Origin of the sequence: Paracoccus acridae (genome assembly GCF_014642735.1) — a bacterium.
Taxonomy (GTDB): Bacteria; Pseudomonadota; Alphaproteobacteria; order Rhodobacterales; family Rhodobacteraceae; genus Paracoccus; species Paracoccus acridae.
In genome coordinates this window covers 145936-166676 of sequence record NZ_BMIV01000002.1, presented here as the reverse complement: position 1 = coordinate 166676, position 20741 = coordinate 145936, and the positions used below count along the sequence as shown (strand labels likewise).

23 protein-coding genes and 1 tRNA gene are annotated in these 20741 nt (G+C 66.6%); 11 read left to right on the top strand and 13 right to left on the bottom strand.

Annotated elements, in window-relative coordinates; all coding sequences use genetic code 11:
- Positions 1-34 precede the first annotated feature (34 nt).
- On the bottom strand, positions 35-367 hold the full coding sequence (gene yajC / locus IEX25_RS03910; RefSeq protein ID WP_103172687.1) for a preprotein translocase subunit YajC: 333 nt from the start codon (positions 365-367) through the stop codon (positions 35-37).
- 123 nt (positions 368-490) lie between these two features.
- Positions 491-1657, bottom strand: a complete 1167-nt coding sequence (locus IEX25_RS03905; protein WP_188714115.1) for a M20 aminoacylase family protein — start codon at positions 1655-1657, stop codon at positions 491-493.
- A gap of 61 nt (positions 1658-1718) precedes the next feature.
- Here IEX25_RS03905 and mazG point away from each other — a divergent pair, with 61 nt between their 5' ends.
- Positions 1719-2534, top strand: a complete 816-nt coding sequence (mazG, locus tag IEX25_RS03900) for a nucleoside triphosphate pyrophosphohydrolase (RefSeq protein ID WP_188714114.1) — start codon at positions 1719-1721, stop codon at positions 2532-2534.
- A gap of 58 nt (positions 2535-2592) precedes the next feature.
- Here mazG and dusA read toward each other — a convergent pair whose 3' ends face one another.
- The 5 genes from dusA to IEX25_RS03875 form a co-directional block, all read right to left on the bottom strand.
- On the bottom strand, positions 2593-3579 hold the full coding sequence (gene dusA, locus IEX25_RS03895) for a tRNA dihydrouridine(20/20a) synthase DusA (RefSeq protein ID WP_188714113.1): 987 nt from the start codon (positions 3577-3579) through the stop codon (positions 2593-2595).
- 27 nt (positions 3580-3606) lie between these two features.
- A tRNA-Val gene (locus tag IEX25_RS03890) sits at positions 3607-3681 on the bottom strand.
- Between the two features lie 57 nt (positions 3682-3738).
- On the bottom strand, positions 3739-3975 hold the full coding sequence (locus tag IEX25_RS03885; RefSeq protein ID WP_229665029.1) for a hypothetical protein: 237 nt from the start codon (positions 3973-3975) through the stop codon (positions 3739-3741).
- 209 nt (positions 3976-4184) lie between these two features.
- Positions 4185-6032, bottom strand: coding sequence for a DEAD/DEAH box helicase (locus IEX25_RS03880; protein ID WP_188714111.1), 1848 nt, complete (start codon positions 6030-6032; stop codon positions 4185-4187).
- Between the two features lie 146 nt (positions 6033-6178).
- A complete protein-coding gene (locus IEX25_RS03875; protein WP_103172693.1) occupies positions 6179-6430 on the bottom strand; it encodes a DUF2312 domain-containing protein in 252 nt (83 codons plus the stop codon).
- Positions 6431-6542: 112 nt separating this feature from the next.
- On the opposite strand from IEX25_RS03875, the gene IEX25_RS03870 reads away from it, so the two are divergent.
- Both IEX25_RS03870 and dtd read left to right on the top strand, forming a co-directional pair.
- Positions 6543-6767: a hypothetical protein gene (locus IEX25_RS03870; RefSeq protein ID WP_188714110.1), complete on the top strand. Its 225-nt coding sequence runs from the start codon at positions 6543-6545 to the stop codon at positions 6765-6767.
- A complete protein-coding gene (gene dtd, locus IEX25_RS03865) occupies positions 6767-7216 on the top strand; it encodes a D-aminoacyl-tRNA deacylase (RefSeq protein WP_188714109.1) in 450 nt (149 codons plus the stop codon). The genes IEX25_RS03870 and dtd overlap by 1 nt, the downstream gene beginning before the upstream one ends.
- Here dtd and IEX25_RS20295 read toward each other — a convergent pair.
- Positions 7213-8172, bottom strand: coding sequence for a calcium-binding protein (locus tag IEX25_RS20295; protein WP_188714108.1), 960 nt, complete (start codon positions 8170-8172; stop codon positions 7213-7215). The genes dtd and IEX25_RS20295 overlap by 4 nt on opposite strands.
- Positions 8173-8263: 91 nt before the next feature.
- Positions 8264-8416, bottom strand: coding sequence for a hypothetical protein (locus IEX25_RS03855; RefSeq protein ID WP_188714107.1), 153 nt, complete (start codon positions 8414-8416; stop codon positions 8264-8266).
- Positions 8417-8678: 262 nt separating this feature from the next.
- On the opposite strand from IEX25_RS03855, the gene IEX25_RS03850 reads away from it, so the two are divergent.
- The 8 genes from IEX25_RS03850 (at position 8679) to IEX25_RS03820 (ending at position 16090) form a co-directional block, all read left to right on the top strand.
- Entirely contained in the window at positions 8679-9908 is a 1230-nt protein-coding gene (locus IEX25_RS03850) for a DEAD/DEAH box helicase (protein WP_229665059.1), read from the top strand.
- A 114-nt stretch (positions 9909-10022) separates the two neighbouring features.
- Complete coding sequence (locus tag IEX25_RS03845) at positions 10023-10595, top strand: thymidine kinase (RefSeq protein WP_188714105.1); 573 nt, start codon at positions 10023-10025, stop codon at positions 10593-10595.
- A gap of 90 nt (positions 10596-10685) precedes the next feature.
- A complete protein-coding gene (locus tag IEX25_RS03840; protein ID WP_188714104.1) occupies positions 10686-11831 on the top strand; it encodes a D-alanyl-D-alanine carboxypeptidase family protein in 1146 nt (381 codons plus the stop codon).
- Positions 11831-12427, top strand: a complete 597-nt coding sequence (gene tmk, locus IEX25_RS20035; protein WP_229665028.1) for a dTMP kinase — start codon at positions 11831-11833, stop codon at positions 12425-12427. Before IEX25_RS03840 ends, tmk begins: the two co-directional genes overlap by 1 nt.
- Positions 12424-13530 carry a DNA polymerase III subunit delta' gene (locus IEX25_RS03835; RefSeq protein ID WP_229665027.1) on the top strand — a complete coding sequence of 369 codons (1107 nt, stop codon included), beginning with the start codon at positions 12424-12426 and terminating at the stop codon, positions 13528-13530. The genes tmk and IEX25_RS03835 overlap by 4 nt, the downstream gene beginning before the upstream one ends.
- 3 nt (positions 13531-13533) lie before the next feature.
- Positions 13534-14334, top strand: a complete 801-nt coding sequence (locus tag IEX25_RS03830) for a TatD family hydrolase (protein WP_188714102.1) — start codon at positions 13534-13536, stop codon at positions 14332-14334.
- Positions 14331-15149 carry an MBL fold metallo-hydrolase gene (locus tag IEX25_RS03825; protein WP_188714101.1) on the top strand — a complete coding sequence of 273 codons (819 nt, stop codon included), beginning with the start codon at positions 14331-14333 and terminating at the stop codon, positions 15147-15149. Before IEX25_RS03830 ends, IEX25_RS03825 begins: the two co-directional genes overlap by 4 nt.
- A complete protein-coding gene (locus IEX25_RS03820) occupies positions 15146-16090 on the top strand; it encodes an AEC family transporter (RefSeq protein ID WP_188714100.1) in 945 nt (314 codons plus the stop codon). The genes IEX25_RS03825 and IEX25_RS03820 overlap by 4 nt, the downstream gene beginning before the upstream one ends.
- A 57-nt stretch (positions 16091-16147) precedes the next feature.
- Here the strand turns inward: IEX25_RS03820 and IEX25_RS03815 are convergent, their stop codons facing one another.
- The 4 genes from IEX25_RS03815 to IEX25_RS03800 all read right to left on the bottom strand — a co-directional run bounded on the left by IEX25_RS03815 (position 16148) and on the right by IEX25_RS03800 (position 20668).
- Positions 16148-17098: an ABC transporter permease gene (locus IEX25_RS03815; protein WP_188714099.1), complete on the bottom strand. Its 951-nt coding sequence runs from the start codon at positions 17096-17098 to the stop codon at positions 16148-16150.
- 3 nt (positions 17099-17101) lie between these two features.
- Positions 17102-18400: an ABC transporter permease gene (locus IEX25_RS03810; protein WP_188714098.1), complete on the bottom strand. Its 1299-nt coding sequence runs from the start codon at positions 18398-18400 to the stop codon at positions 17102-17104.
- Between the two features lie 62 nt (positions 18401-18462).
- Complete coding sequence (locus tag IEX25_RS03805) at positions 18463-19548, bottom strand: ABC transporter substrate-binding protein (RefSeq protein ID WP_188714097.1); 1086 nt, start codon at positions 19546-19548, stop codon at positions 18463-18465.
- 43 nt (positions 19549-19591) lie between these two features.
- Positions 19592-20668: an ABC transporter substrate-binding protein gene (locus IEX25_RS03800; RefSeq protein ID WP_103172707.1), complete on the bottom strand. Its 1077-nt coding sequence runs from the start codon at positions 20666-20668 to the stop codon at positions 19592-19594.
- Positions 20669-20741 lie beyond the last annotated feature (73 nt).

The following is a 20741-nucleotide window of genomic DNA, read 5'->3' as shown; positions in this document are numbered from 1 at the left end:
GCCGAAGCCCTTGATTGATATTGTCTGAATGGCGTCAGGCGTTCGCTGCGACAGGCTCGGTCTTGTTCAGCACCTGGGACACCGTCGAACGGATCACGCGGACCTTCACGCCGGTCGCGATCTCGACCTCCAGTTCCTCGTCGCGCACGGATGCGACCTTGCCGATGATGCCGCCCTGGGTGACGACATGATCGCCCTTTTTCAGCGCCGAGACCATCTCGCGGTGCTGCTTGACGCGCTTCTGCTGGGGGCGGATCATCAGAAAATACATGATCGCGAAGATCAGGATCAGCGGGATGAACTGCGCAAAGGCCGCGCCGGCGCCTGCATTGCCTGCGGCCTGGGCATAGGCGGGGGTGACGAACATGGATATCCTTTCGGCTTGTCATGGCGGTGGACCCCGCCCGGATTGGCGCGCAACCTATCCCCGCATCCCCTGCTTGGCAAGAAAGGCCGGGACAAGAGCCTGCGACGAACAGGATCGTGAACGTCAGCGCACCACGGGCTGCGCGCGCTCAACCAACCGGGCGAAGAAACTGGCCCCGATGGGGGATATCGCGTCGTTGAAATCATAGGCCGGGTGATGGACGCTGGCGGTCTCTCCCTGGCCGATGAACAGATAGCAGCCGGGACGTTCGTTCAGCATGTAGCTGAAATCCTCGGCCCCCATCTCGCGCCCCGCCTCGCCCGAGACGTTGTCCGGCCCGACGATTTCCTGCGCCACCTGCACGGCAAAGGCCGTCTGGTCGGGATCGTTGACGGTGGCGGGATAGCCTTCGACGTAATCCAGCCGGATCGCCACGTCATAGGCCGCGGCCTGCCCGTCGCAGATCTGCGTCATCCGGCGGCGCACCATGTCGCGAACATGGGGCGCGAAGGTGCGCACGGTGCCGCAGACATAGGCGGTGTCGGGCACGATGTTGTCGGCGCTGCCCGTGTGGATCTGCGTGACCGACAGGGCCAGATCCTCCAGCGCATAGTGGTTGCGGCTGGAGATGGTCTGGATCGCGTTGACCACAGCCACGGCGGCGACGATGGGATCCGCGGTCAGATGCGGCATCGCGCCATGACCGCCGCGACCCTGGACATGGATCTCGAAGGTATCGACGGCGGCCATGATCGGGCCGGACGTGGTGTTCATCATGCCGACCGGCAGGCCGGGGCTGTTGTGCATGGCAAAAACCCGGGTGATCCCGAAGCGGTCCATCATGCCGTCCTGCACCATCGCCTGCCCGCCCCCGCCATTCTCCTCGGCCGGCTGGAAGATCAGCGCGACGCGGCCGGCGAAGTTGCGCGTTTCCGCCAGGTATCGCGCGGCGCCCAGCAGCATCGTGGTATGCCCGTCATGGCCGCAGGCGTGCATCCGCCCCGGCACCGTGGACGCGTAATCCAGGCCCGTCGCCTCGTCCATCGGCAGGGCGTCCATGTCGGCGCGCAGCCCGATCGTCGGCCCCGGTCCCTGCCCTTCGATGATTCCCACGATGCCCGACTGGCCGATGCCGCCATGGATTTCGTCCACGCCGAAGTCGCGCAGCCGTTCGGCCACGAAGGCCGCGGTGCCATAGCATTCGAAGCCCAGTTCGGGATGCCGGTGCAGGTGCCGCCGCCACTGGATCATGTCATCGGAGAAATCGGCGATGCGGTTCAGGACGGGCATGTGGACTAACGACCTTGGCTGTGGCAATGGCCCATCAGGACAGAAGCCGGGGGAAATCGCAATGACCAAGGCAGATCGCGACGCCGGGGCCGAAATCGCCCGCCTGATCGACATCATGGCGCAATTGCGCGATCCGAAGACGGGCTGCCCCTGGGACATCGAGCAGGATTTCGCCTCCATCGCGCCCTACACAATCGAGGAAGCGCACGAGGTCGCCGATGCCATCGAGCGGCAGGCCTGGGACGAGCTTCCGGGGGAACTGGGCGACCTGCTGCTGCAAGTGGTGTTCCACGCGCAGATGGCGGATGAAAAGGGCATGTTCGATTTCGCCGACTGCGCGGCGGCGATTTCCGACAAGCTGGTCTTCCGCCATCCCCACGTCTTCGGCGACGAATCCCGCGACAAGTCCGCCGCCCAGCAGGTCAAGGACTGGGAAGCCATCAAGGCCGTCGAGCGCGCCGGCAAGGCCGAGGGCGGAACCCTGGACGGCGTGGCCCTGGGCCTGCCCGCCCTGACTCGTGCGGTCAAGCTGCAGAACCGCGCGGCCCGCGTGGGCTTCGACTGGCCGGGCGCTGCCGAGGTGCTGGACAAGATCGCCGAGGAAACCGCCGAACTGGTCGAAGCGCGCGACAGTCTTGGCCCCGAGGCGCTGGAGGAGGAGTTCGGCGACCTGCTGTTCGTCATGGCGAACCTGGCGCGGCACCTGGAGATCGACCCGGAACAGGCGCTGCGCCGAGCCAACACCAAGTTCACGCGCCGCTTCCGCACAATCGAGGCCGCGCTTGCCGCCGAAGGCCGCCGCCCCGAAGACAGCAACCTGGCCGAGATGGACCGGCTGTGGGACGAGGCGAAGGCGGCCGAGAAGGCGGCGCAGTAAGGGGCTTTGCCCCTGAGGGGCCTCACCCCAGGATGTTTAAGCACAGAAGATGAAATAGTTACGCGGCCAGTTCGGTGACCTGCTGCAGGGCGGCGTCATAAACCTCGATCCCACCCTTGGACGCCCCTTCGGACAGGGTGCGTTTCCATCCGCGCGCGCCGGGCATTCCGTGGAACAGGCCCAGCATGTGCCGGGTGATCTGGTGCAGGCGCCCGCCGGATGCGAGATGGTCCAAGATATAAGGGCGCATCGCCAAGGCGACCTGGTGCGGCGTGGTAAAGGGCGGCGTGTCGCCCCACAGCCGGTCGGCCTGCCCGAGGATGTCCCAAGGCTGGTGATAGGCGGCGCGCCCCACCATCACCCCGTCCATGACCCGAAGATGGTGGCGCACCGAATCGCTGTCCGCGATCCCGCCATTGATGGACAGGTGCAGGTCCGGGAAGTCCTGCTTCATCCGGTGGACCAGGGGATAGTCCACCGGAGGGATGTCGCGGTTCTCCTTGGGGCTGAGACCTTGCAGCCAGGCCTTTCTGGCGTGGATCGTCACGCGGCGGATGCCCTCATCGCGCAGCCTGTCCAGGAAGGCGGGCAGGACATCTTCGGGAACCTGGTCATCGACGCCGATGCGGCATTTCACGGTGACCTCGACCGGGCTGACGGCGATCATGCGCGCCACGCATTCGGCGACCAGGTCCGGCGTCTTCATGAGCACGGCCCCGAAACAGCCCGACTGCACGCGGTCGCTAGGACAGCCGACGTTCAGGTTGATCTCATCATAGCCCCAGTTGGCGGCGATCCGGGTGGCGGATGCCAGCTCGGCGGGATCGGAGCCGCCCAGCTGCAGCGCCAGGGGATGTTCGGCGGCGTCGTAATCCAGCAGACGGTTCCTGTCGCCGAGGATAATGGCGGGGGCTGTCACCATCTCGGAATAAAGCAGCGCGTGGCGCGACATCAGCCTGTGGAAGACGCGGCAATGCCGGTCGGTCCAGTCCATCATCGGCGCGACGGACAGGGTTGCGGCGTCTGTGACAGCGTTTTTCATCATCTGACGGACGCGGCGCAAGGAAAGGAATGGTGGGTGATAACGGATTTGAACCGCTGACATCTTCGATGTGAACGAAGCGCTCTACCGCTGAGCTAATCACCCGTGGGGGCAGCATCTAGCAGGGGCGAAAGGCGACCGCAAGGGCGAATCGACCAGCCTTCAGTCGGCCGAGGGCTGGGCGGATTGGCGCATGCTAGCAGGACGGCGGCGCAGACGCAGGGTGATGATCTCTCCTCCGCGCTGATCGCGTTCCAGGTTGACCCTGGCCCGGCCAAGCGGGGGAACGGCCAGCGTCTCGCCCGCCGCAAGCGCCTTGCCAAGCTGGGCCAGGGTCGCCTCGATGATCGGGCGGGCCTCGGCCTTCTTGGCGCCGCTGGCCGCGACGACCCGGTCCACGAAATCCTTTTTCTGCAGAACATGAGCCGGCTGGGGATGGTGGGGAACCGTTCCCGATCCATCACCGGAAGAAACACGTTTGACCATCACACACTCCAACAACTAGACGATGCAGTTCAGCGTGAGACTTGTTTGACCCAAGGTCAACAGAATTTGTTAACCAATCCTGCGCAAGCATCCCCCCAAGCGGGGAGATGCCGCACCTGCTTTCAGCGTCCGCCCTTGCGCGGCTTGTCCTTGCGGGGCGCCGCGAACTTGGCGCCGCGATCCTTGCCGCCGGCCGCCTTGTGCGCACCGGCCTTCGCGCCGCCGGGGCGGGCCGCCGCCTTGGCGCTGCGTTCCTCGGCCGTCCAGCGGGGCTTGCTGCGGACCTTGGCGGGCGCCTCACCCTGGCTTTCGACGCGCTGGGGCTTTTTCCACTCGGGATCGGGCTTGCGGCGCGGGGGACGAGCCTCGGCCGGCCGTGGGGCGCGGTTCAGGTCGGGCTCTCCGTCCAGGCGCCGCATGGTCAGGCCCGGTTCAAGTTCCATCGTCTTGCCGAACCTGTCGGCCTGGGCCACGGCGATCTGGACGAAGCTCTCGTCTTCGCGGACGCGGATCGCGCCGATGACATCGCGGTTGATGCCGCCACCGTCGCAGATCTTGGGCAAAAGCCAGCGGGCCTCGGCCCGGCCGGTATGGCCGACCGAGAGCGAGAACCACACCGCCTCGCCGAAGGGCGGGCGTTCGCGCGCCGCCGCAGGGGCACGGTCCTGCAGGACGGTCAGTTCCTCGGGCGCCGGGCGGCCTTCGCGCCACAGGCTGACAAAGGCCTGGGCCAGGCGTTCGGCGCCGAACCGGTCCAGCAGCGTCCGGGCCATGTCTCCGTCGTCCTCGGCGGCGTTGTGCAAGGCGGGGTGGTCCAGCATCCGCGTGTCGTCCTGGGCCCGGACCTCGTCGGCCGAGGGTGCCGGACCCCAAGTCGCCTCGACCTTGGCGCGCTTCAGCAGCATCTGCGCCTTGCGCAGTTCGGACGGCATGACGATCAGCGCAGAGACGCCCTTGGCCCCTGCCCGCCCGGTCCGGCCCGACCGGTGCAGCAGCGTTTCGGAATTCGTCGGCAGGTCGGCATGGATCACCAGTTCCAGCCCCGGCAGGTCGATGCCGCGCGCGGCCACGTCGGTCGCCACGCAGACCTGCGCGCGTCCGTCGCGCAGGGCCTGCAAGGCGTGGGTCCGTTCCTGCTGGCTCAGTTCGCCCGACAGGGCCACGGCCTTGAAGCCGCGATTGCCCATGCGGGCCAGAAGATGGCTGACATTGGCCCGCGTCTTGCAGAAGATGATCGCGGTGCGTGCCTCGTGCAGGCGCAGGATGTTGAAGATCGCAGGCTCGCGGTCACGGGCCGCCACGGTAAAGGCGCGGTATTCGATGTCGCCATGCTGGCGCGATTCGCCCTGGGCCTGGATCCGCAGGGCATCCTGCTGGAACGTCGTCGCCAGATGCTCGATCGCAGGCGGCACCGTGGCCGAGAACATCAGCGTGCGCCGGTCTTCGGGCGCGGATTGCAGGATGAATTCCAGATCCTCGCGGAAACCCAGGTCCAGCATCTCGTCCGCTTCGTCCAGAACGGCGACACGCAGGGCGGACAGGTCCAGCGACCCGCGTTCGATATGGTCGCGCAACCGGCCCGGCGTGCCCACGACGATATGGGCGCCGCGTTCCAGGGCGCGGCGTTCGGTACGGTAATCCATGCCGCCCACGCAGGTTGCGATGCGGGCGCCCGCCTGGGCATAAAGCCAGCCCAGTTCGGCCGCGACCTGCAGGGCCAGTTCGCGCGTCGGGGCGATGGCAAGGCCCATGGGCGCCACGGCATCGGGCAGGCTGTCGCCGTCCAGCAATTGCGGCGCGATGGCCAGGCCGAAGGCCACGGTCTTGCCCGATCCGGTCTGCGCCGAAACCAGCATGTCCCGGCCCTGCGCATCGCTTTCCAGAACCGCTTGCTGAACCGAGGTGAGGCTGGCATAGCCCTTGGCCGCCAGGGCCGCTGCCAAGGGCGCGGCTATCGTAATGTCTGTCATGTCTTCGCCAGAATGGGGGGTGCGGACACCCGTGAAGGCACCGCGATCCTTGCGACAGACATCTCCCGTGGTCCGCCGCCCCGGAAATCCGAAGCCGAAGGGCGTGCATAGGGGATCAGACGGGGGAAGTCAAAGGAATAAGGGCGTCAGCCCATGCCAAGCGCCTGCTTGTACATCTCCAGGATGGCCTCTTCCTCGGCGATGTCGTCGCGGTCGCGCTTGCGCAGGGCCACGATCTTCTTCATCACCTTGGTGTCATAGCCGCGGGCCTTGGCCTCGGCCATCACCTCTTTCTGGCGTTCGGCGATGTCCTTCTTCTCCGCTTCCAGCTGCTCGAACTGCTCGATGAACTGGCGCAGCTCGTCCGCCGCCACGCTGTAGGCCTGATCGTCCATCATCGCGATTCCTTCCGTTTGGTCCTGCTCGTTCTTTGCCGCACCTGTTAGGCGGTCTTGCCGCGCGGCGCAATCGCCGCTAGGGCGCTGGCACGGATATCGGCGGGGGTGTGCGATGACGGTTTTCGACGGGCTGATCTGGGGCGGGGCGGCACTGACGCTGGCGGGGGTCGCGGCGCTGATCTGGTGCGTCCTGACGGTGGCCCGCGCCCGCCGGGCGGGCCTTGACGACGACGCCTTGCGCCAAAGGATGCGGCCGGTGATCGCGGTGAACATGGGTGCGCTGGCGCTGTCGATGATCGGGCTGCTGCTGGTCATCACCGGGATCATGCTGGGCTGATGCGCGCCCTGGTGCAACGCGTGACCGAGGCCGAGGTCGAGGTGGACGGCGCGATCATCGGCCGCACCGGGCCGGGCCTGCTGATCCTGGTCTGCGCCATGGCGGGCGACGACGAAGGCGCCGCCGACAAGCTTGCGCTGCGCGTGGCCAAGCTGCGCATCTTCCGCGACGATCAGGGGCGGATGAACCGGTCGCTGCTGGACGTGGGCGGCGGCGCTTTGGTGATCAGCCAGTTCACCCTGGCCGCCGACACCCGCACCGGCAACCGCCCCGGCTTTTCATCCGCCGCCGCGCCCGATGACGGGCGGCGGCTTTACGAACATTTCGCGGCCAGCCTTGCCGCGCAGGGGATCCCGGTCCAGACCGGCAGCTTCGGCGCGGACATGAAGGTCCGGCTGACGAATGACGGGCCGGTCACGATCTGGCTGGACACGGCCGACCGCGCCTAGAGGATGAAGTCGGTCGCGCCCAGGCGTGTTGCGTCATCCACCCAGATCTCGAAGTCGGCGATCTTGTTGCCGTTCAGGTCGCCGCGCACGATCACGCCGCCGGCTGCCTTGGCATACCAGACAGCATGGGCGGCGGGGGTCGTGCCGGCAAAGGCAAAGGCCTGATTTCCGGCGCGCGCGACATTGGCGTCGATCAGCGAAAGGTCGATATCGTCCTGACCCGGCCTGAACTGATGGATCTGGTCGCGTTGTGCGCCGACGGCGGTTTCACCCGGCGCGCGAAAGATGAACACGTCCCGGACCGCATCGGCCCCGGCGAACATCTGGTCGCGGCCCGCCCCGCCTTCCAGCGTGTCGCTGCCCAACCCGCCCTCTAGGTAATCGCTGCCCATGGCGCCGATCAGGCGGTCATGGCCGTTCCCGCCCAGCAGCCGGTCGGCGCCCGCGCCGCCGTTCAGCATGTCGTTCCCCAAGCCGCCGATCAGCGTATCGTTCCCGCCATGGCCGAACATCTGGTCATTGCCGCCCCACCCCTCGAAGCGGTCGTCATAGGCGCTGAGGTTGATCGTGTCCGCACCCGCCATGATCGAGGACAGCAGGGCGCGGTCATCGGCATTTCCGTAAGTCAGGCCAACCTTGTAAAGGCTGACCGCGGAAACCGAGAAATCCTGCGCCCACCAGATATCGCCGCCGTCATAGAAGCTTTCCAGCAAGCCGGTGACCGTGCCCCCTGCGACATTGCCCCAGCCGTCAAACCGGATACCCTGTCCCCCGAAGGCCACGATCAGGTCGTCATCGCCGTCATAGCCGTTGATGGCATAGACATCCTGATACGTCCTGCCATTGTACCGTTCGTACTGGTTGTCCAGAAAGAAATGGTCGTAGAAATGCCGATCGTAGAAATTCAGGTCGATCGAAAGGCTGTCGATGCCGTAATTGGCCCAGATCCTTGCCATGTGGTATCCTGCAAAACTGTAACTGGTTGGCAAACACGTCGGAATTGGCCACGAATGTGCCATCGGGCAATCAACTCCGCCAGAAAAAGTCTTAATCAAGATTAACGCGAGCGCCGCATCGAGCTGCATCGGGGTGCTTCATGCCAATGTCCTTGACTTGCACGTCAAAAGGCCCCATGTGGGTCTGGCCGATGCCTGCTGCCGCGTGAGCAGCCGCGTTTTCGCCCCAGGGTTCGGCATCCATTCCAGTTTCCCATTCACGCGGGGAGGCTTGTGGGCACCCTCGTATCACGCCCGCATCCCTGCTGAACGCCGCGCACCGTCGCGGCCATTGCCTTGCGTCCGATACGGGGGACGCGGCACGAAAGTTTTTGATGGAACAGACCAATACCCGCCGCCCGTCGCGCGGCCAGAAGCCCCGGCCCCGCAACCTGCCCAATTTCGACGCGAACGAAGGGCGCCGGGCGCCTGCGCGCGATCCGCTGCCCACCGGTCCCTTTGCCGACATGGGCATCGACCACCGCATCAACGCCAATGTGGCCGCGATGGGGCTGACCAAGCCCACGCCGATCCAGGACGAGGCCATTCCGGCGATCGTCAAGGGCCGTGACGTGCTGGGCCTGGCGCAGACCGGCACCGGCAAGACGGCGGCCTTCGGCCTGCCGATGCTGACCCGGCTGATCAACTTCGGCAAGAAGCCCGATCCCCGGACCTGCCGCGCCCTGATCCTGGCGCCGACCCGCGAACTGGCGACGCAGATCGCCACCAATATCGACGCCTATGCCGAAGGCACGCCGATCCGGTCGTTCCGCGTCGTCGGCGGCGCGTCCATCAACGTGCAGACGGAACGGCTGTCGCGCGGCGTCGATGTGCTGATCGCCACGCCGGGCCGGCTGATGGATCTGATCGAGCGTCGCGCGATCAGCCTTGAGGCCACCACCTATCTGGTGCTGGACGAGGCCGACCAGATGCTGGACATCGGCTTCATCCATGCGCTGCGCAAGATCGCGCGGATGCTGCCCAAGGAACGCCAGACGCTGCTGTTTTCCGCCACCATGCCCAAGCTGATGGAGGAACTGGCCGACACCTATCTGACCGATCCGGTCCGCGTCGCCGTCAACCCTCCGGGCCAGGCGGCCAAGAAGATCGAGCAGGGCGTGCATTTCACGACCCAGGGCGACAAGGCGACGTTGCTGGCGGAATACCTGTCCAAGCATCCGGGCGAACTGGCGATGGTCTTTGGCCGCACCAAGCACGGGTCGGAAAAGCTGGCCAAGCTGCTGGAGAAGTGGGGCTTCGCGGTGGCGGCGATCCACGGCAACAAGTCGCAGGGCCAGCGGGAACGCGCGCTCGACGCCTTCCGCAAGGGGCAGACCCAGGTGCTGGTCGCGACCGATGTGGCGGCGCGGGGCCTGGATATCCCCGAAGTCGCGCATGTCTATAACTATGACCTGCCGAACGTGCCCGAAAACTATGTCCACCGCATCGGGCGTACCGCGCGGGCGGGCCGCGACGGTCGCGCCGTGGCCTTCTGCGCCCCGGCCGAGGTGGGCGAGTTGCGCGCCATCGAAAAGGCCATGAAGGCCGCGATCCCGGTCATCGGCGGCGAACCCCCGGTCGGACCGGTACCCTCGGCCCGACCCCAGGGCGGCGGGCGCGGCAAGCCGATGGGCGCGGGCGCGAACAAGCGGCCGGCGCGCCGTCCCTCTCGTGCGCCGAAAAGCCGGCAGGCGTAACGCCGGGGGCGATGTCGCCCTTTGGGTATTTTGACAACGAAGAAGCCGCAGGGGATCGCCTCTGCGGCTTTCTTGTGGCCTTGATGCCCCTTGGGCACGGGGCTATCTGGCGGCATGGCCAAGCTTTACTTTCACTATTCCACGATGAACGCGGGCAAGAGCACGCTGCTGCTGCAGGCGTCCTATAATTACCGCGAACGCGGGATGCAGACGTTGCTGCTGACGGCCGCGCTTGACCGGCGGGCAGGACAGGGGCGCATCGCCAGCCGCATCGGCATCGGCGACGACGCGCTGACCTTTGACGAAGGCACCGACATGTTCGCCCTGATCCGGGAACGCGGCGCGGACTGCGCCTGCATCTTCGTGGACGAGGCGCAGTTCCTGTCCGCGGCCCAGGTCTGGCAACTGGCCCGCGTGGCCGACGACCTGCGCATCCCGGTGATGTGCTATGGGCTGCGCGTCGATTTCCGCGGCGAGCTGTTCCCCGGATCCGCCGCCCTGCTGGCCCTGGCCGACGACCTGCGCGAGGTCCGCACCATCTGCCATTGCGGCAGAAAGGCCACCATGGTGATCCGCCGGGACCAGGAAGGCCGCGCCATCACCGAAGGGGCGCAGGTCCAGGTCGGGGGCAACGAAACCTATGTGTCGCTCTGCCGCCGTCACTGGCGCGAGGCGACGGGCAACTGAGCATCAATTCTATCGGAAGCTGTGCCGCCCGCGTTGCGACAAGCCCGGCCTTGCTGTAACCATCGGCCCCAAACAGGCAAAGGACTTTCCATGCGCGCGTTCCTGCTGCGGCTTCTCGCCCTTTTGTGTCTGGCCGCCCCGGCGCAGGCATTCGAGACAACGGCAACCTCGGCTTGGGTTTATGACGTCAACACCAGCACGGTGCTGATGGCGAAGAACGCCGACGTGCCGATCCCGCCCGCGTCGATGTCCAAGCTGATGACGCTCTACATGGTGTTCGAGGCGCTGGAGAACGGCCGCCTGAAGCTGACCGACACGCTGCCCGTGTCCACCAAGGCCTGGCAGATGGGCGGGTCCAAGATGTTCGTGGAACCCCGCGACACGCCCACGGTCGAACAGCTGATCAAGGGCGTGATCGTCCTGTCCGGCAACGACGCCTGTGTCGTGCTGGCCGAAGGGCTGGCCGGGACCGAGGAAGCCTTTGCCCGCCAGATGACCCAGCGCGGCAAGGAACTGGGGTTGAAGCATTCGGTCTTCAAGAACTCGACCGGCTGGCCGGCCGAGGGCCATGTCATGTCGGCCGAGGATCTGGGCATGCTGGCGATGCACCTGATCGAGGATTTTCCGCAATATTACGACGATTTCTCGCTGACCGAGTTCCGCTACATGGACCGGGTGCCGTCGAACCGCTTCAACCGCAACCCGATCCTGAAGCTGGACATCGGGGCGGACGGGCTGAAGACCGGGCATACGCAGGAAGCGGGCTATGGCCTGGTGGGATCGGCGGTGCAGAACGGGCGCCGGGTGATCTTCGTCATCAGCGGCCTGCAATCCGAGACCGCGCGGGCCGAGGAATCCGAGCGTCTTGTCAACTGGGCCTTCCGCCAGTTCAGCATGGAAACGCTGGTGCCCGCAGGCGACACCGTGCTTGAGGCGCCCGTCTGGCTGGGCACCAAGCCCCGCGTCGGCCTGACCACGAAGGACGGCGTGAACGTGCTGATCCCCGCAGGGTCCAAGGACCAGGTCAAGGTCGAGGCGGTTTATGAATCTCCCATCCCGGCCCCCATCGCCAAGGGCGACCGGATCGGCCAACTGGTCGTCTCGGTCCCCGGCACCCAGGATGCGGTGACGCCCCTGCTGGCGGCCGAGGACATCCCCGAGGCGGGTTTTGCCGGGCGCATGAAGGGTGCGGTGATGCGGCTGGGCCACAAGGCCGTCGAAGCCGCCGGCCTTTGATGTTCATCAGCTTCGAGGGAATCGACGGCTGCGGCAAGTCCACCCAGGCCCGCCTGCTGGCCGAGGCCTTGCGCGCGGAGGGCCGCCAGGTCGTCCTGACCCGCGAGCCCGGCGGCAGTCCGGGGGCCGAGGAGATCCGCCGCCTGCTGGTGACGGGCGCGGGCGAACGCTGGTCGGCGGAAACCGAATGCCTGCTGTTCACCGCCGCACGCCGCGATCACCTGGAGCGCACCATCCGCCCGGCCCTGGACGCCGGAAAGACCGTCATCACCGACCGCTTCGCCGACAGCACCCGCGTTTACCAGGGCGCGACACGGGGCGAGTTGCGCGGCCTCGTGGACCGGATGCATGGCCTGGCGATCGGGGTCGAACCCGACCTGACCTTTGTCATCGACCTCGACCCCGAAACTGCGCTTGGCCGGGGCAATGCGCGCGGCGGGACCGAGGATCGCTTCGAAAGCCTGGGCCTGGATTTCCAGCAGCGGCTGGCCCAGGGCTTCCGCGCCCTGGCGCAAGAGTTTCCCGCCCGGGTCCGGCTGATCGACGGCAGCGGCAGCACCGGCGATGTCGCCGCCCGCATCCGGGCCGCGCTGTGAAGTCTGATCCCGACGACATTCCCGAACCCGACCGCGTTCCCGGCGCGCCCCATCCGCGCCACACGGACCGCGTCATCGGGCAGGACAGCGCCATTGCCGAATTCATCGAGGCTGCCCAGGGCGGCCGCCTGCACCACGCCTGGATGCTGACCGGCCCGCGCGGCGTGGGCAAGGCGACGCTGGCCTGGGCCATCGCCCGCTGGATGCTGTCGGGCGCAACCGGTCCCTTCGGCGCCACCGACACGCCCGAGGCGCGGCGCATCGCCGCCCTGTCCGAACCGCGCCTGCATCTGGTCCGCCGCCCCTGGGACGACAAGGGGGGGCGCCTGTCGGCCCAGATCACGGTGGATGAAATCCGTCGCCTGCTGTCCTTCTTCCACCTGTCTGCGGCCGAGGGCGGGCGACGCATCGCCATCATCGACGCGGCCGACGACATGAACCCCGCCGCCGCCAATGCCCTGCTGAAGGTGCTGGAGGAACCGCCCGCCGATGCGCTGATCCTGATGATCGCGCACCAGCCTGCGGGCCTTCTGCCCACCATCCGGTCGCGCTGCCGCACCCTGCGCCTGTCGCCGCTGAATCCGGCGCAGATGGGCAATGTCCTGGCCCATCTTGGCATCGACGAGGATGCCGAGGCCCTGGCCGCCCTGTCCGACGGATCGGTGGGCGAGGCCTTGCGGCTGGCGGGCCAGGGCGGGCTTGACCGCTATCAGCAGCTTGTGGATCTGATGGGCACCCTGCCCCGGCTGGACCGTCCGCGCGCGGCGGGTTTTGCCGATGCAGCGGCGGGCCGCGCAGGGGCCGAGGGCGATCCCTTCGACCTGACCATGACCGTGCTGGACCGCTTCCTGGTGCGCACCGCGCGGGCCGGGCTGATGGGCCCGCCCATGCCCCAGGCCGCGCAGGGCGAAGGCGCGCTGCTGGCCCGGCTGTCGCCCGACGATGCGGCGGCCCGTGCCTGGGCCGATGCGCAGGCCCGGCTGTCCGCCCGCGCGCGCACGGGTCGGTCGGTCAACCTTGACCCTTCCGCGCTGGTGATGGATATGCTGATCGAACTGGCGCATCTGCCGCCCGCGCGATCCGCCCTGCCAGCCAAAGGTTGATCCATGTCCCAAGCGGCATCCCCCACGCCGATCGTCGATAGCCATTGCCATCTGGATTTCCCCGACTTCGAAGGCGAACATGACACCCTGGTCGCCCGCGCCCGCGCGGCAGGCGTCACGCGCATGGTCACGATCTGCACCCGCCTGCGCCAGGAACCCCAGGTCCGCGCCCTGGCGGAACGCTTTGACGGCGTCTTCTATGCCGCCGGCACCCACCCGATGAGCGCGGCCGAGGAACCCATGGCGACGGTGGACCAGCTTGTCGCCCTGTCCGCCCATCCGAAATTCGTGGGCATCGGCGAAACCGGCCTCGACTATCACTACACCGCCGAAAGCGCCGCCGTGCAGGTGGAAAGCCTGAGGGTGCATATCGAGGCCGCGCGCCGCACCGGCCTGCCCCTGATCATCCATTCCCGCGATGCCGACGACGACATGGCCCGCATCCTGACCGAGGAACACCGCGCGGGCGCGTTTTCCTGCGTGATGCATTGCTTCACCTCCAGCGCGGCCCTGGCGCAGACGGCGCTGGATCTGGGCTTCTACCTGTCGATGTCGGGGATCGCCGCCTTTCCGCGTTCCGGCGACCTGCGCGCGATCTTCGCCGCAGCGCCCGTGGACCGCATCCTGGTGGAAACGGACAGCCCCTATCTTGCCCCGCCCCCGCATCGCGGCAAGCGCAACGAACCGGCATATGTCGCCAAGACCGCCGCCCTGGTGGCCGAGGTTTTCGGCATGGATTACCCGCAATTCGCAGCCCAGACCTCGGCCAATTTCGACCGGCTGTTTTCGAAGGCCGCGGCATGATCCGGGCGACGATCCTGGGCTGCGGCTCGTCGGGCGGGGTGCCCCGGCTGGGAAACCGCTGGGGCGCCTGCGATCCGGCCGAGCCAAAGAACCGCCGCCGCCGCTGTTCGCTGCTGGTGGAACGCCCCGGTCCCGACGGCACAACGCAGGTGCTGATCGACACCGGCCCGGACCTGGTGCCGCAACTGCTGGACGCGAATGTCGGAACGCTGGACGCGGTGGTCTTTACCCATGCCCATGCCGACCACATCCACGGCATCGACGACCTGCGGCAGGTGGCCTATAACGCGGGCCGCCTGATCCCCGCCTGGGCCGACATGCCCACCTCGGAACAGTTGCTGGACCGCTTCGGCTATATCTTCAAGACCCCGCCCGGCAGCTATTACACGCCGATCTGCGACCTGCACCTGATCGACGGGCCGATCACCGTGAACGGTCCCGGCGGCCCGATCACGCTGATCCCCTTCCGCGTCCAGCATGGCGAGATCACCGCCCTGGGCCTGCGCATCGGCGGCATCGTCTATCTGCCCGACGTGTCGGAGATTCCCCCCGATGCCTGGCCGCTGATCCACGGGGCCGAGGTCTTTGTCTGCGACGCCCTGCGCCCGCAGCCCCACCCCAGCCATGCGCATCTGGCCCAGGCGCTGGACTGGATCGCCCGGTCCGAATGCCCGCGCGGGGTGCTGACGAACATGCATATCGACATGGACTATGCCACTGTCGCGGCGACGACGCCGGACCATATCCAGCCCGCCTTCGACGGCATGGTGATCGAGGCCACGGCCGATACCCCCGACCACCCCGCCGCGCTATGAGCGCGCTGTTCACCATCATCGTCCCGGTCTTCCTGATCGTGGGCTTCGGCTATGTCGTGGCCTGGCGCGGCCTTTTCCGCGAAAGCGCGGTCGATGGCCTGATGGTCTTCGCCCAGAACTTCGCCGCGCCCACGCTGCTGTTCCTGTCCATGTCGCGCCTGGACCTGGGGGCCGAGTTCCGCCCGGCCGTGCTGCTTCCCTTCTATATCGGTGCCTTTTCCAGCTTCTTCATCGGCTGGGCGGGGGCGCGATACCTGTTCAACCGCCCGCCCATGGATTGCGTGGCGATCGGCTTTGTCTGCCTGTTCTCTAACAGCCTGCTGCTGGGCATCCCGATCATGGAACGCGCCTATGGGCCGGACTCGCTGTCGGGCAACTGGGCGATCATCGCGATCCATTCGCCGCTGCTTTATACCTTCGGCATCACCTTCATGGAGTTCACGCGCGCCCATGGCAGCGGCCTGTCGGTGGGTCGCGTCGCCCTGCGCGCCATGACGGGCGTTCTGCGCACGCCCCTGGTGATCGGCATCATGGCGGGCATGACCATGAACGTGCTGCAACAGGCGGGACTGGTGATGCCCGAAGGCTTCTGGGCCGCGGTCCAGATGATCGCCGACGCTGCTCTGCCCGCCGCGCTGTTCGGCCTGGGGGGCGTTCTCTACCGCTATCGCCCCGAAGGGGACATGGGCGCCATCGCCCTGTGCTGCGCCTGTTCGCTGCTGGTCCATCCGGGTATCGCCTATGCCTTGGCCCGGATCACCGGCCTGGACGATGCGGGCCTGCGATCGGCGGTGATGACCGCCGCCATGGCGCCGGGCGTGAACGCCTATCTTTTCGCCAATCTTTATGGCGCCGCCAAGCGGGTCGCCGCCACCACGGTCCTTGTCGGCACGGCCGTCTCGGTCCTGTCGATCTGGATGTGGCTGGCGATCCTGCCCTAGGACTTCTTCCTTGCCCAAATACCCCGCGGGGGTCTGGGGGCGCGAAGCCCCCAGGCTTCACCGCGGCGTCACGCCCCGGATCCGTTCCGACCGCCGGCGCAACAACTCCACCGTGGTCAGCAGCGCGATGGAAAAGATCACCAGCAACGTCGCCACGGCCAGGATGGCGGGGCTGATCTGTTCGCGGATGCCGTTCCACATCTGGCGCGGGATGGTCTGCTGTTCCGGCCCGGCGATGAACAGCACCGCCACCACCTCGTCGAACGAGGTCACAAAAGCGAACAGCGCGCCCGAGATCACGCCGGGCAGGATCAGCGGCATGGTCACGCGGAAAAAGGTCGTGCGCGGATTGGCCCCCAGGGATGCCGCCGCCCGGTTCAGCGACTGATCGAAGCCCACCAGCGTCGCGGTCACGGTGATGATCACGAAGGGAATGCCCAGCGTCGCATGGGCCAGGATCACGCCGACATAGGTGCCCGCCAGCCGTCCGCAATTCGTGGGCAGGCCGAAGATGCCCAGCAGCTCGCAGGGGTTCGAATAGAAGAAGAACATCCCCGTCGCCGTGATGATCAGCGGCACGATCATGGGAGAGATCAGGATCGCCATGATCGCCCGGCGGAAGGGCATCTCGGGGCGCGACAGGCCAAGGGCGGCCAGCGTGCCCAGAACCGTCGCCACCAGGGTCGAGAAGACGCCGATGATGATCGAGTTCTTCGCGGCCTTCACCCAGTTCGCATTCTGCCAGGCATCCGACCAGAAGGCCCAGCCGGTCGCATCCGGGTTCTGCATCCCGAAGGTCAGCAGGCTGCGATACCAGCGCAGGCTGTATCCCTCGGGATCGAAGGACCGCATCCGTTCCGTGAAGGTGAAATAGGGCTCGGCGTTGAAGGACAGCGGGATGATCACCACGATCGGCGCGATCAGGAAGAAGAAGATCAGCCCGCAGATCACCAGATAGGCGTAATGCCAGATGCGCTCCAGCGGGCTTGCATAGGTCGGAACAGCCATGGATCACCCCAGCTTCAGGTTGTCGATGCCGACCATCCGGTCATACACCCAGTAGAGCAGCAGGACCGAGGCCAGCAGTAGCGCGGCAAGCGCCGCCGCCATCGACCAGTTCAGCGTGTCGGTCATGTGCATCGCGATCATGTTGGAAATCAGCTGGCCCGACGATCCGCCGACAAGCGCGGGCGTGATGTAATAGCCGACGGCCAGGATGAACACCAGAAGCGCCCCCGCCCCTAGGCCCGGCAGCGTCTGCGGGAAGTAGACGCGGCGGAAGGCGGTCCAGCTTGTCGCCCCCAAGCTGCGCGCGGCGCGGACATAGGACGGGTTGATCGTGCGCATCACGGAATACAGCGGCAGGATCATGAAGGGCAGCAGGATATGGGTCATGGCGATGATCGTGCCGGTCTGGTTATAGATCATCTGCAACCGCTGCCCGGCCCCGATCACCCCCAGCCAGACCAAGATGTCGTTGATCACGCCCTGCTGTTGCAGCAGCACCATCCAGCTTGTCGTCCTGACCAGAAGCGAGGTCCAGAAGGGCAGCAGCACCAGGATCATCAGCAGGTTCGACTTGCGCATCGGCAGCGTCGCCAGAAGATGCGCGATGGGAAAGCCCAGCACGAAGGTGATCGCGGTGATCAGCAGCGACAGCCAGAAGGTGCGCATGAACAGCATCACATAGACCTGCTGGCGTTCCTCGACCTGGGTGATGCTGCCGGTGTCGTCCCGCTTGCGGTCCACGGCGGCCAGATAGAAGTTGCCGGTCACGGGGCTGGACGCCTCTCGCATGGCGGACCACAGGGCGGGATTGCCCCATTTTTCGTCGATCTCCAGCAGGGCCGCCTGATAGGGCGGCTCGATCCCGCGCCGCACCTGGCGCCCGGTCGAGGTGAACAGCGACCGTGTTCCCGGCACGTCATAGTTGATCCGCGTGCCGACGACGCCGATGGTCCGCGCCTCGGCGGCGGCTTGCAGGTCCGTGGCCAGGGCGCTCCAGGCGGCCTCGTCGGGTTCGGTGCCGCGCGGGTTTTCGGCGAACCATTGCGACAGCGCCGGCATGTTGGCCGAGAAGCCGTCGTTATAGAAGGATCGCTGCAGCATCTGCCCGATCGGCACCACGAAGGTGATCAGGATGAAGGCCAGCAGCGGCAGCACCAGCAGAAAGGCGCGGCGGCGGGCCAGCGATTGCGACCGCGCCAGGGCGCGCGCAAGCGGCTTGCCGTCGGCGGTCCGCAGCGCGCCGTCGGTGACGCCGCCAGCCGTTGTCGCAATGGCCGCGTGCGGATCAAGAGCGTTCGCCATGAATTCCTCGGTTGTATCAAGGCCGCCGCCCCGCGTCTGGCGGGACGGCAGCGATCGTCAGGTCACGCCCCGGCCAGCCAGCTGTTGAACCGCTCGGTCAGTTCGGCGTCGTGATCGGCCCAGAAGCCGGCGTCATTGACCAGGGCACGCGCGGCATTCTCGGGGGTCGAGGGCAGATAGGGCGCCATTTCCGTCGTGCCGTCCTTGTAGGTGCCGACGCTGGCCGAGGCCGACTGGCGCGGGGGACCATAGGCGATGTATTTCGACAGGTCCGCCTGCCGCGCCGGGTCCGAGGCGAAGGCGATGAACTTCATCGCCGTGTCCTTGTTGGGCGCCCCCATCGGCACCACCCAATAGTCCATGTCCAGGTTCGCCCCGTCCCAGACAAAGGCGAAGGGCCTGTTTTCCTCCACGATGGCGTCGAAGATCCGGCCGTTATAGGCCAGCGTCATCGACACTTCCTTGTCGGCCAGAAGCTGCGGCGCCTGGGCGCCCGCCTCCCACCAGACGACCTGGTCCTTGATGCTGTCCAGCTTGGCGAAGGCGCGGTCCACGCCTTCGGGGGTGCCAAGGACCTCGTAAACCTGGTCCGCCGGCACGCCGTCGCCCAGCAAGGCGAATTCCAGCGCGTATTTCGGACGCTTGATGATGCCGCGCTTGCCGGGGAACTTCTGGATGTCGAAGAAATCCGCGGCGGTCGTCGGCGCACCGTCCGGGAAGGCCTCGGTGTTATAGGCGATGACCGTGGACCACACCATGATCGCCGTCGCACATTCGTGAAGCGCCTGGGGCAGGTAATCCTCGGTCGCGGGGGTGCCGTCGGCGGCAGCGGGCAGCAACGCGGGGTCGATCGGCTCGATCAGGCCTTCGTCGCACAGCCGCAAGACGTCCGACTGCTCGACGTCAAAGACGTCGCTGGTGATGTTGCCTGCCTCGACCTGCGCCTTCAGCGTGGCCGGGGGGTTGTCATTGTCCACCATCGTCGTCTGGATGCCGGTTTCGGCCGTGAAGGGCTTGGCGAAGGCCTCGTTCACGGCCGCCCCGAAGGCACCGCCATAAGTGGTGATGTTGATCGGCGCATCCTGTGCCTGGGCCGCAACCCCGGCGATCAGCACCAGCGCCGTTCCTGCAATCAGTTGTCTGGTCATGGTCAGCTCTGTCCTAAACCTTCGGAGTTGCGGTCGCGTCCGGTCAGGAACCGGCCAGCCAGCTGTTGAACCGTTCGGTCATCTCGGCATCGTGGTCGGCCCAGAATTCCGGATTGTCCACAACGGCGGATGTCAGGTGGTCGGGTTCGGTCGGCATATGCGGCGCCATTTCGGTCGTGCCGTCCTGATACATCCCGACCAGCGGGGCCGATGACTGGCGCGCCGGGCCATAGGCGATGTATTTCGCCTGGTCCGCCAGCGGCTGGGTGCCGGTCGCGAACTTCACATATTCCACCGCGGCTTCGGGATTGGGGGCGTCCTTGGGCACGACGAAGGCGTTGATTTCCAGGTACTGGCCGTCCCAGATCACGTCGAAGGGCTTGCCCTCGCCGACCATCGCATCGAAGATCCGGCCGTTATAGACGGTGGTCATCACCACCTCTCCGTCCGCCAGCAACTGCATCGGCTGGGCGCCTGCCTCCCACCAGATCACGTCGTTCTTGATCGTGTCCAGCTTGGCAAAGGCGCGGTCCACGCCCTCGGGCGTTCCCAGCACGTCGTAAACCTCGTCGGCGGCCACCCCGTCGGCGATCAGCGCCAGATACAGCGTGCGCTTGGGCGACTTGGGCAGGCCGCGCTTGCCGGGGAATTTCTCGGTGTCGAAGAAGTCGGCGACGGTTTGGGGCGCCTCGCCCTCGAACTTGGTCTTGTCATAGCCGATCACCGTTCCCCAGACGATGTTGCCCACGGCGCAATCGGACAGCGAACCTTCGACGAAATCCTCGGCCGCCGGGGTGCCGTCGGCACCTGCGGGCAGGTCGGCGGGATCGAATTCCATCAGCGCGCCTTCGTCGCACAGGCGGATCGCATCGGCCATCGCCAGGTCGAAGACATCGCCGGTGACGTTGCCGGCCTCGACCTGCGCCTTGAGAGGCGTGGCGGGGTCGTCGGCGGCGATCATGTTGGCCTTGATGCCGGTCGCCTGGGTGAAGGGCTTGTTATAGGCCTCGACCTGGCTGACCTCGTAGGCGCCGCCCCAGGAGACGACATTGACCTCTTGCGCGGTCGCCGCGAAGGCCATGCCCGCAAGGGCGGTGGATAGAACCAGAGTGGTTTTCACGTTCTTGAACTCCCGTTGATGAATGGGCCATTGCCCTTGTTCTTGGCCCCTGTGGGGGCTGGGGCGGGCGTTC

Bases quoted from the DNA above. Each gene is read 5' to 3' on its own strand.
- IEX25_RS03820 (WP_188714100.1), top strand. From the start codon at position 15,146: ATGAGCGCGCTGTTCACCATCATCGTCCCGGTCTTCCTGATCGTGGGC.
- dusA (WP_188714113.1), bottom strand. From the start codon at position 3,579: ATGATGAAAAACGCTGTCACAGACGCCGCAACCCTGTCCGTCGCGCCG.
- dtd (WP_188714109.1), top strand. From the start codon at position 6,767: ATGCGCGCCCTGGTGCAACGCGTGACCGAGGCCGAGGTCGAGGTGGAC.
- mazG (WP_188714114.1), top strand. From the start codon at position 1,719: ATGACCAAGGCAGATCGCGACGCCGGGGCCGAAATCGCCCGCCTGATC.
- IEX25_RS03830 (WP_188714102.1), top strand. From the start codon at position 13,534: ATGTCCCAAGCGGCATCCCCCACGCCGATCGTCGATAGCCATTGCCAT.
- IEX25_RS03815 (WP_188714099.1), bottom strand. From the start codon at position 17,098: ATGGCTGTTCCGACCTATGCAAGCCCGCTGGAGCGCATCTGGCATTAC.
- IEX25_RS03870 (WP_188714110.1), top strand. From the start codon at position 6,543: ATGACGGTTTTCGACGGGCTGATCTGGGGCGGGGCGGCACTGACGCTG.
- tmk (WP_229665028.1), top strand. From the start codon at position 11,831: ATGTTCATCAGCTTCGAGGGAATCGACGGCTGCGGCAAGTCCACCCAG.
- yajC (WP_103172687.1), bottom strand. From the start codon at position 367: ATGTTCGTCACCCCCGCCTATGCCCAGGCCGCAGGCAATGCAGGCGCC.
- IEX25_RS03825 (WP_188714101.1), top strand. From the start codon at position 14,331: ATGATCCGGGCGACGATCCTGGGCTGCGGCTCGTCGGGCGGGGTGCCC.
- IEX25_RS03845 (WP_188714105.1), top strand. From the start codon at position 10,023: ATGGCCAAGCTTTACTTTCACTATTCCACGATGAACGCGGGCAAGAGC.
- IEX25_RS03880 (WP_188714111.1), bottom strand. From the start codon at position 6,032: ATGACAGACATTACGATAGCCGCGCCCTTGGCAGCGGCCCTGGCGGCC.
- IEX25_RS03875 (WP_103172693.1), bottom strand. From the start codon at position 6,430: ATGATGGACGATCAGGCCTACAGCGTGGCGGCGGACGAGCTGCGCCAG.
- IEX25_RS03850 (WP_229665059.1), top strand. From the start codon at position 8,679: ATGGGCATCGACCACCGCATCAACGCCAATGTGGCCGCGATGGGGCTG.
- IEX25_RS20295 (WP_188714108.1), bottom strand. From the start codon at position 8,172: ATGGCAAGGATCTGGGCCAATTACGGCATCGACAGCCTTTCGATCGAC.
- IEX25_RS03905 (WP_188714115.1), bottom strand. From the start codon at position 1,657: ATGCCCGTCCTGAACCGCATCGCCGATTTCTCCGATGACATGATCCAG.
- IEX25_RS03855 (WP_188714107.1), bottom strand. From the start codon at position 8,416: ATGGATGCCGAACCCTGGGGCGAAAACGCGGCTGCTCACGCGGCAGCA.
- IEX25_RS03840 (WP_188714104.1), top strand. From the start codon at position 10,686: ATGCGCGCGTTCCTGCTGCGGCTTCTCGCCCTTTTGTGTCTGGCCGCC.
- IEX25_RS03805 (WP_188714097.1), bottom strand. From the start codon at position 19,548: ATGACCAGACAACTGATTGCAGGAACGGCGCTGGTGCTGATCGCCGGG.
- IEX25_RS03810 (WP_188714098.1), bottom strand. From the start codon at position 18,400: ATGGCGAACGCTCTTGATCCGCACGCGGCCATTGCGACAACGGCTGGC.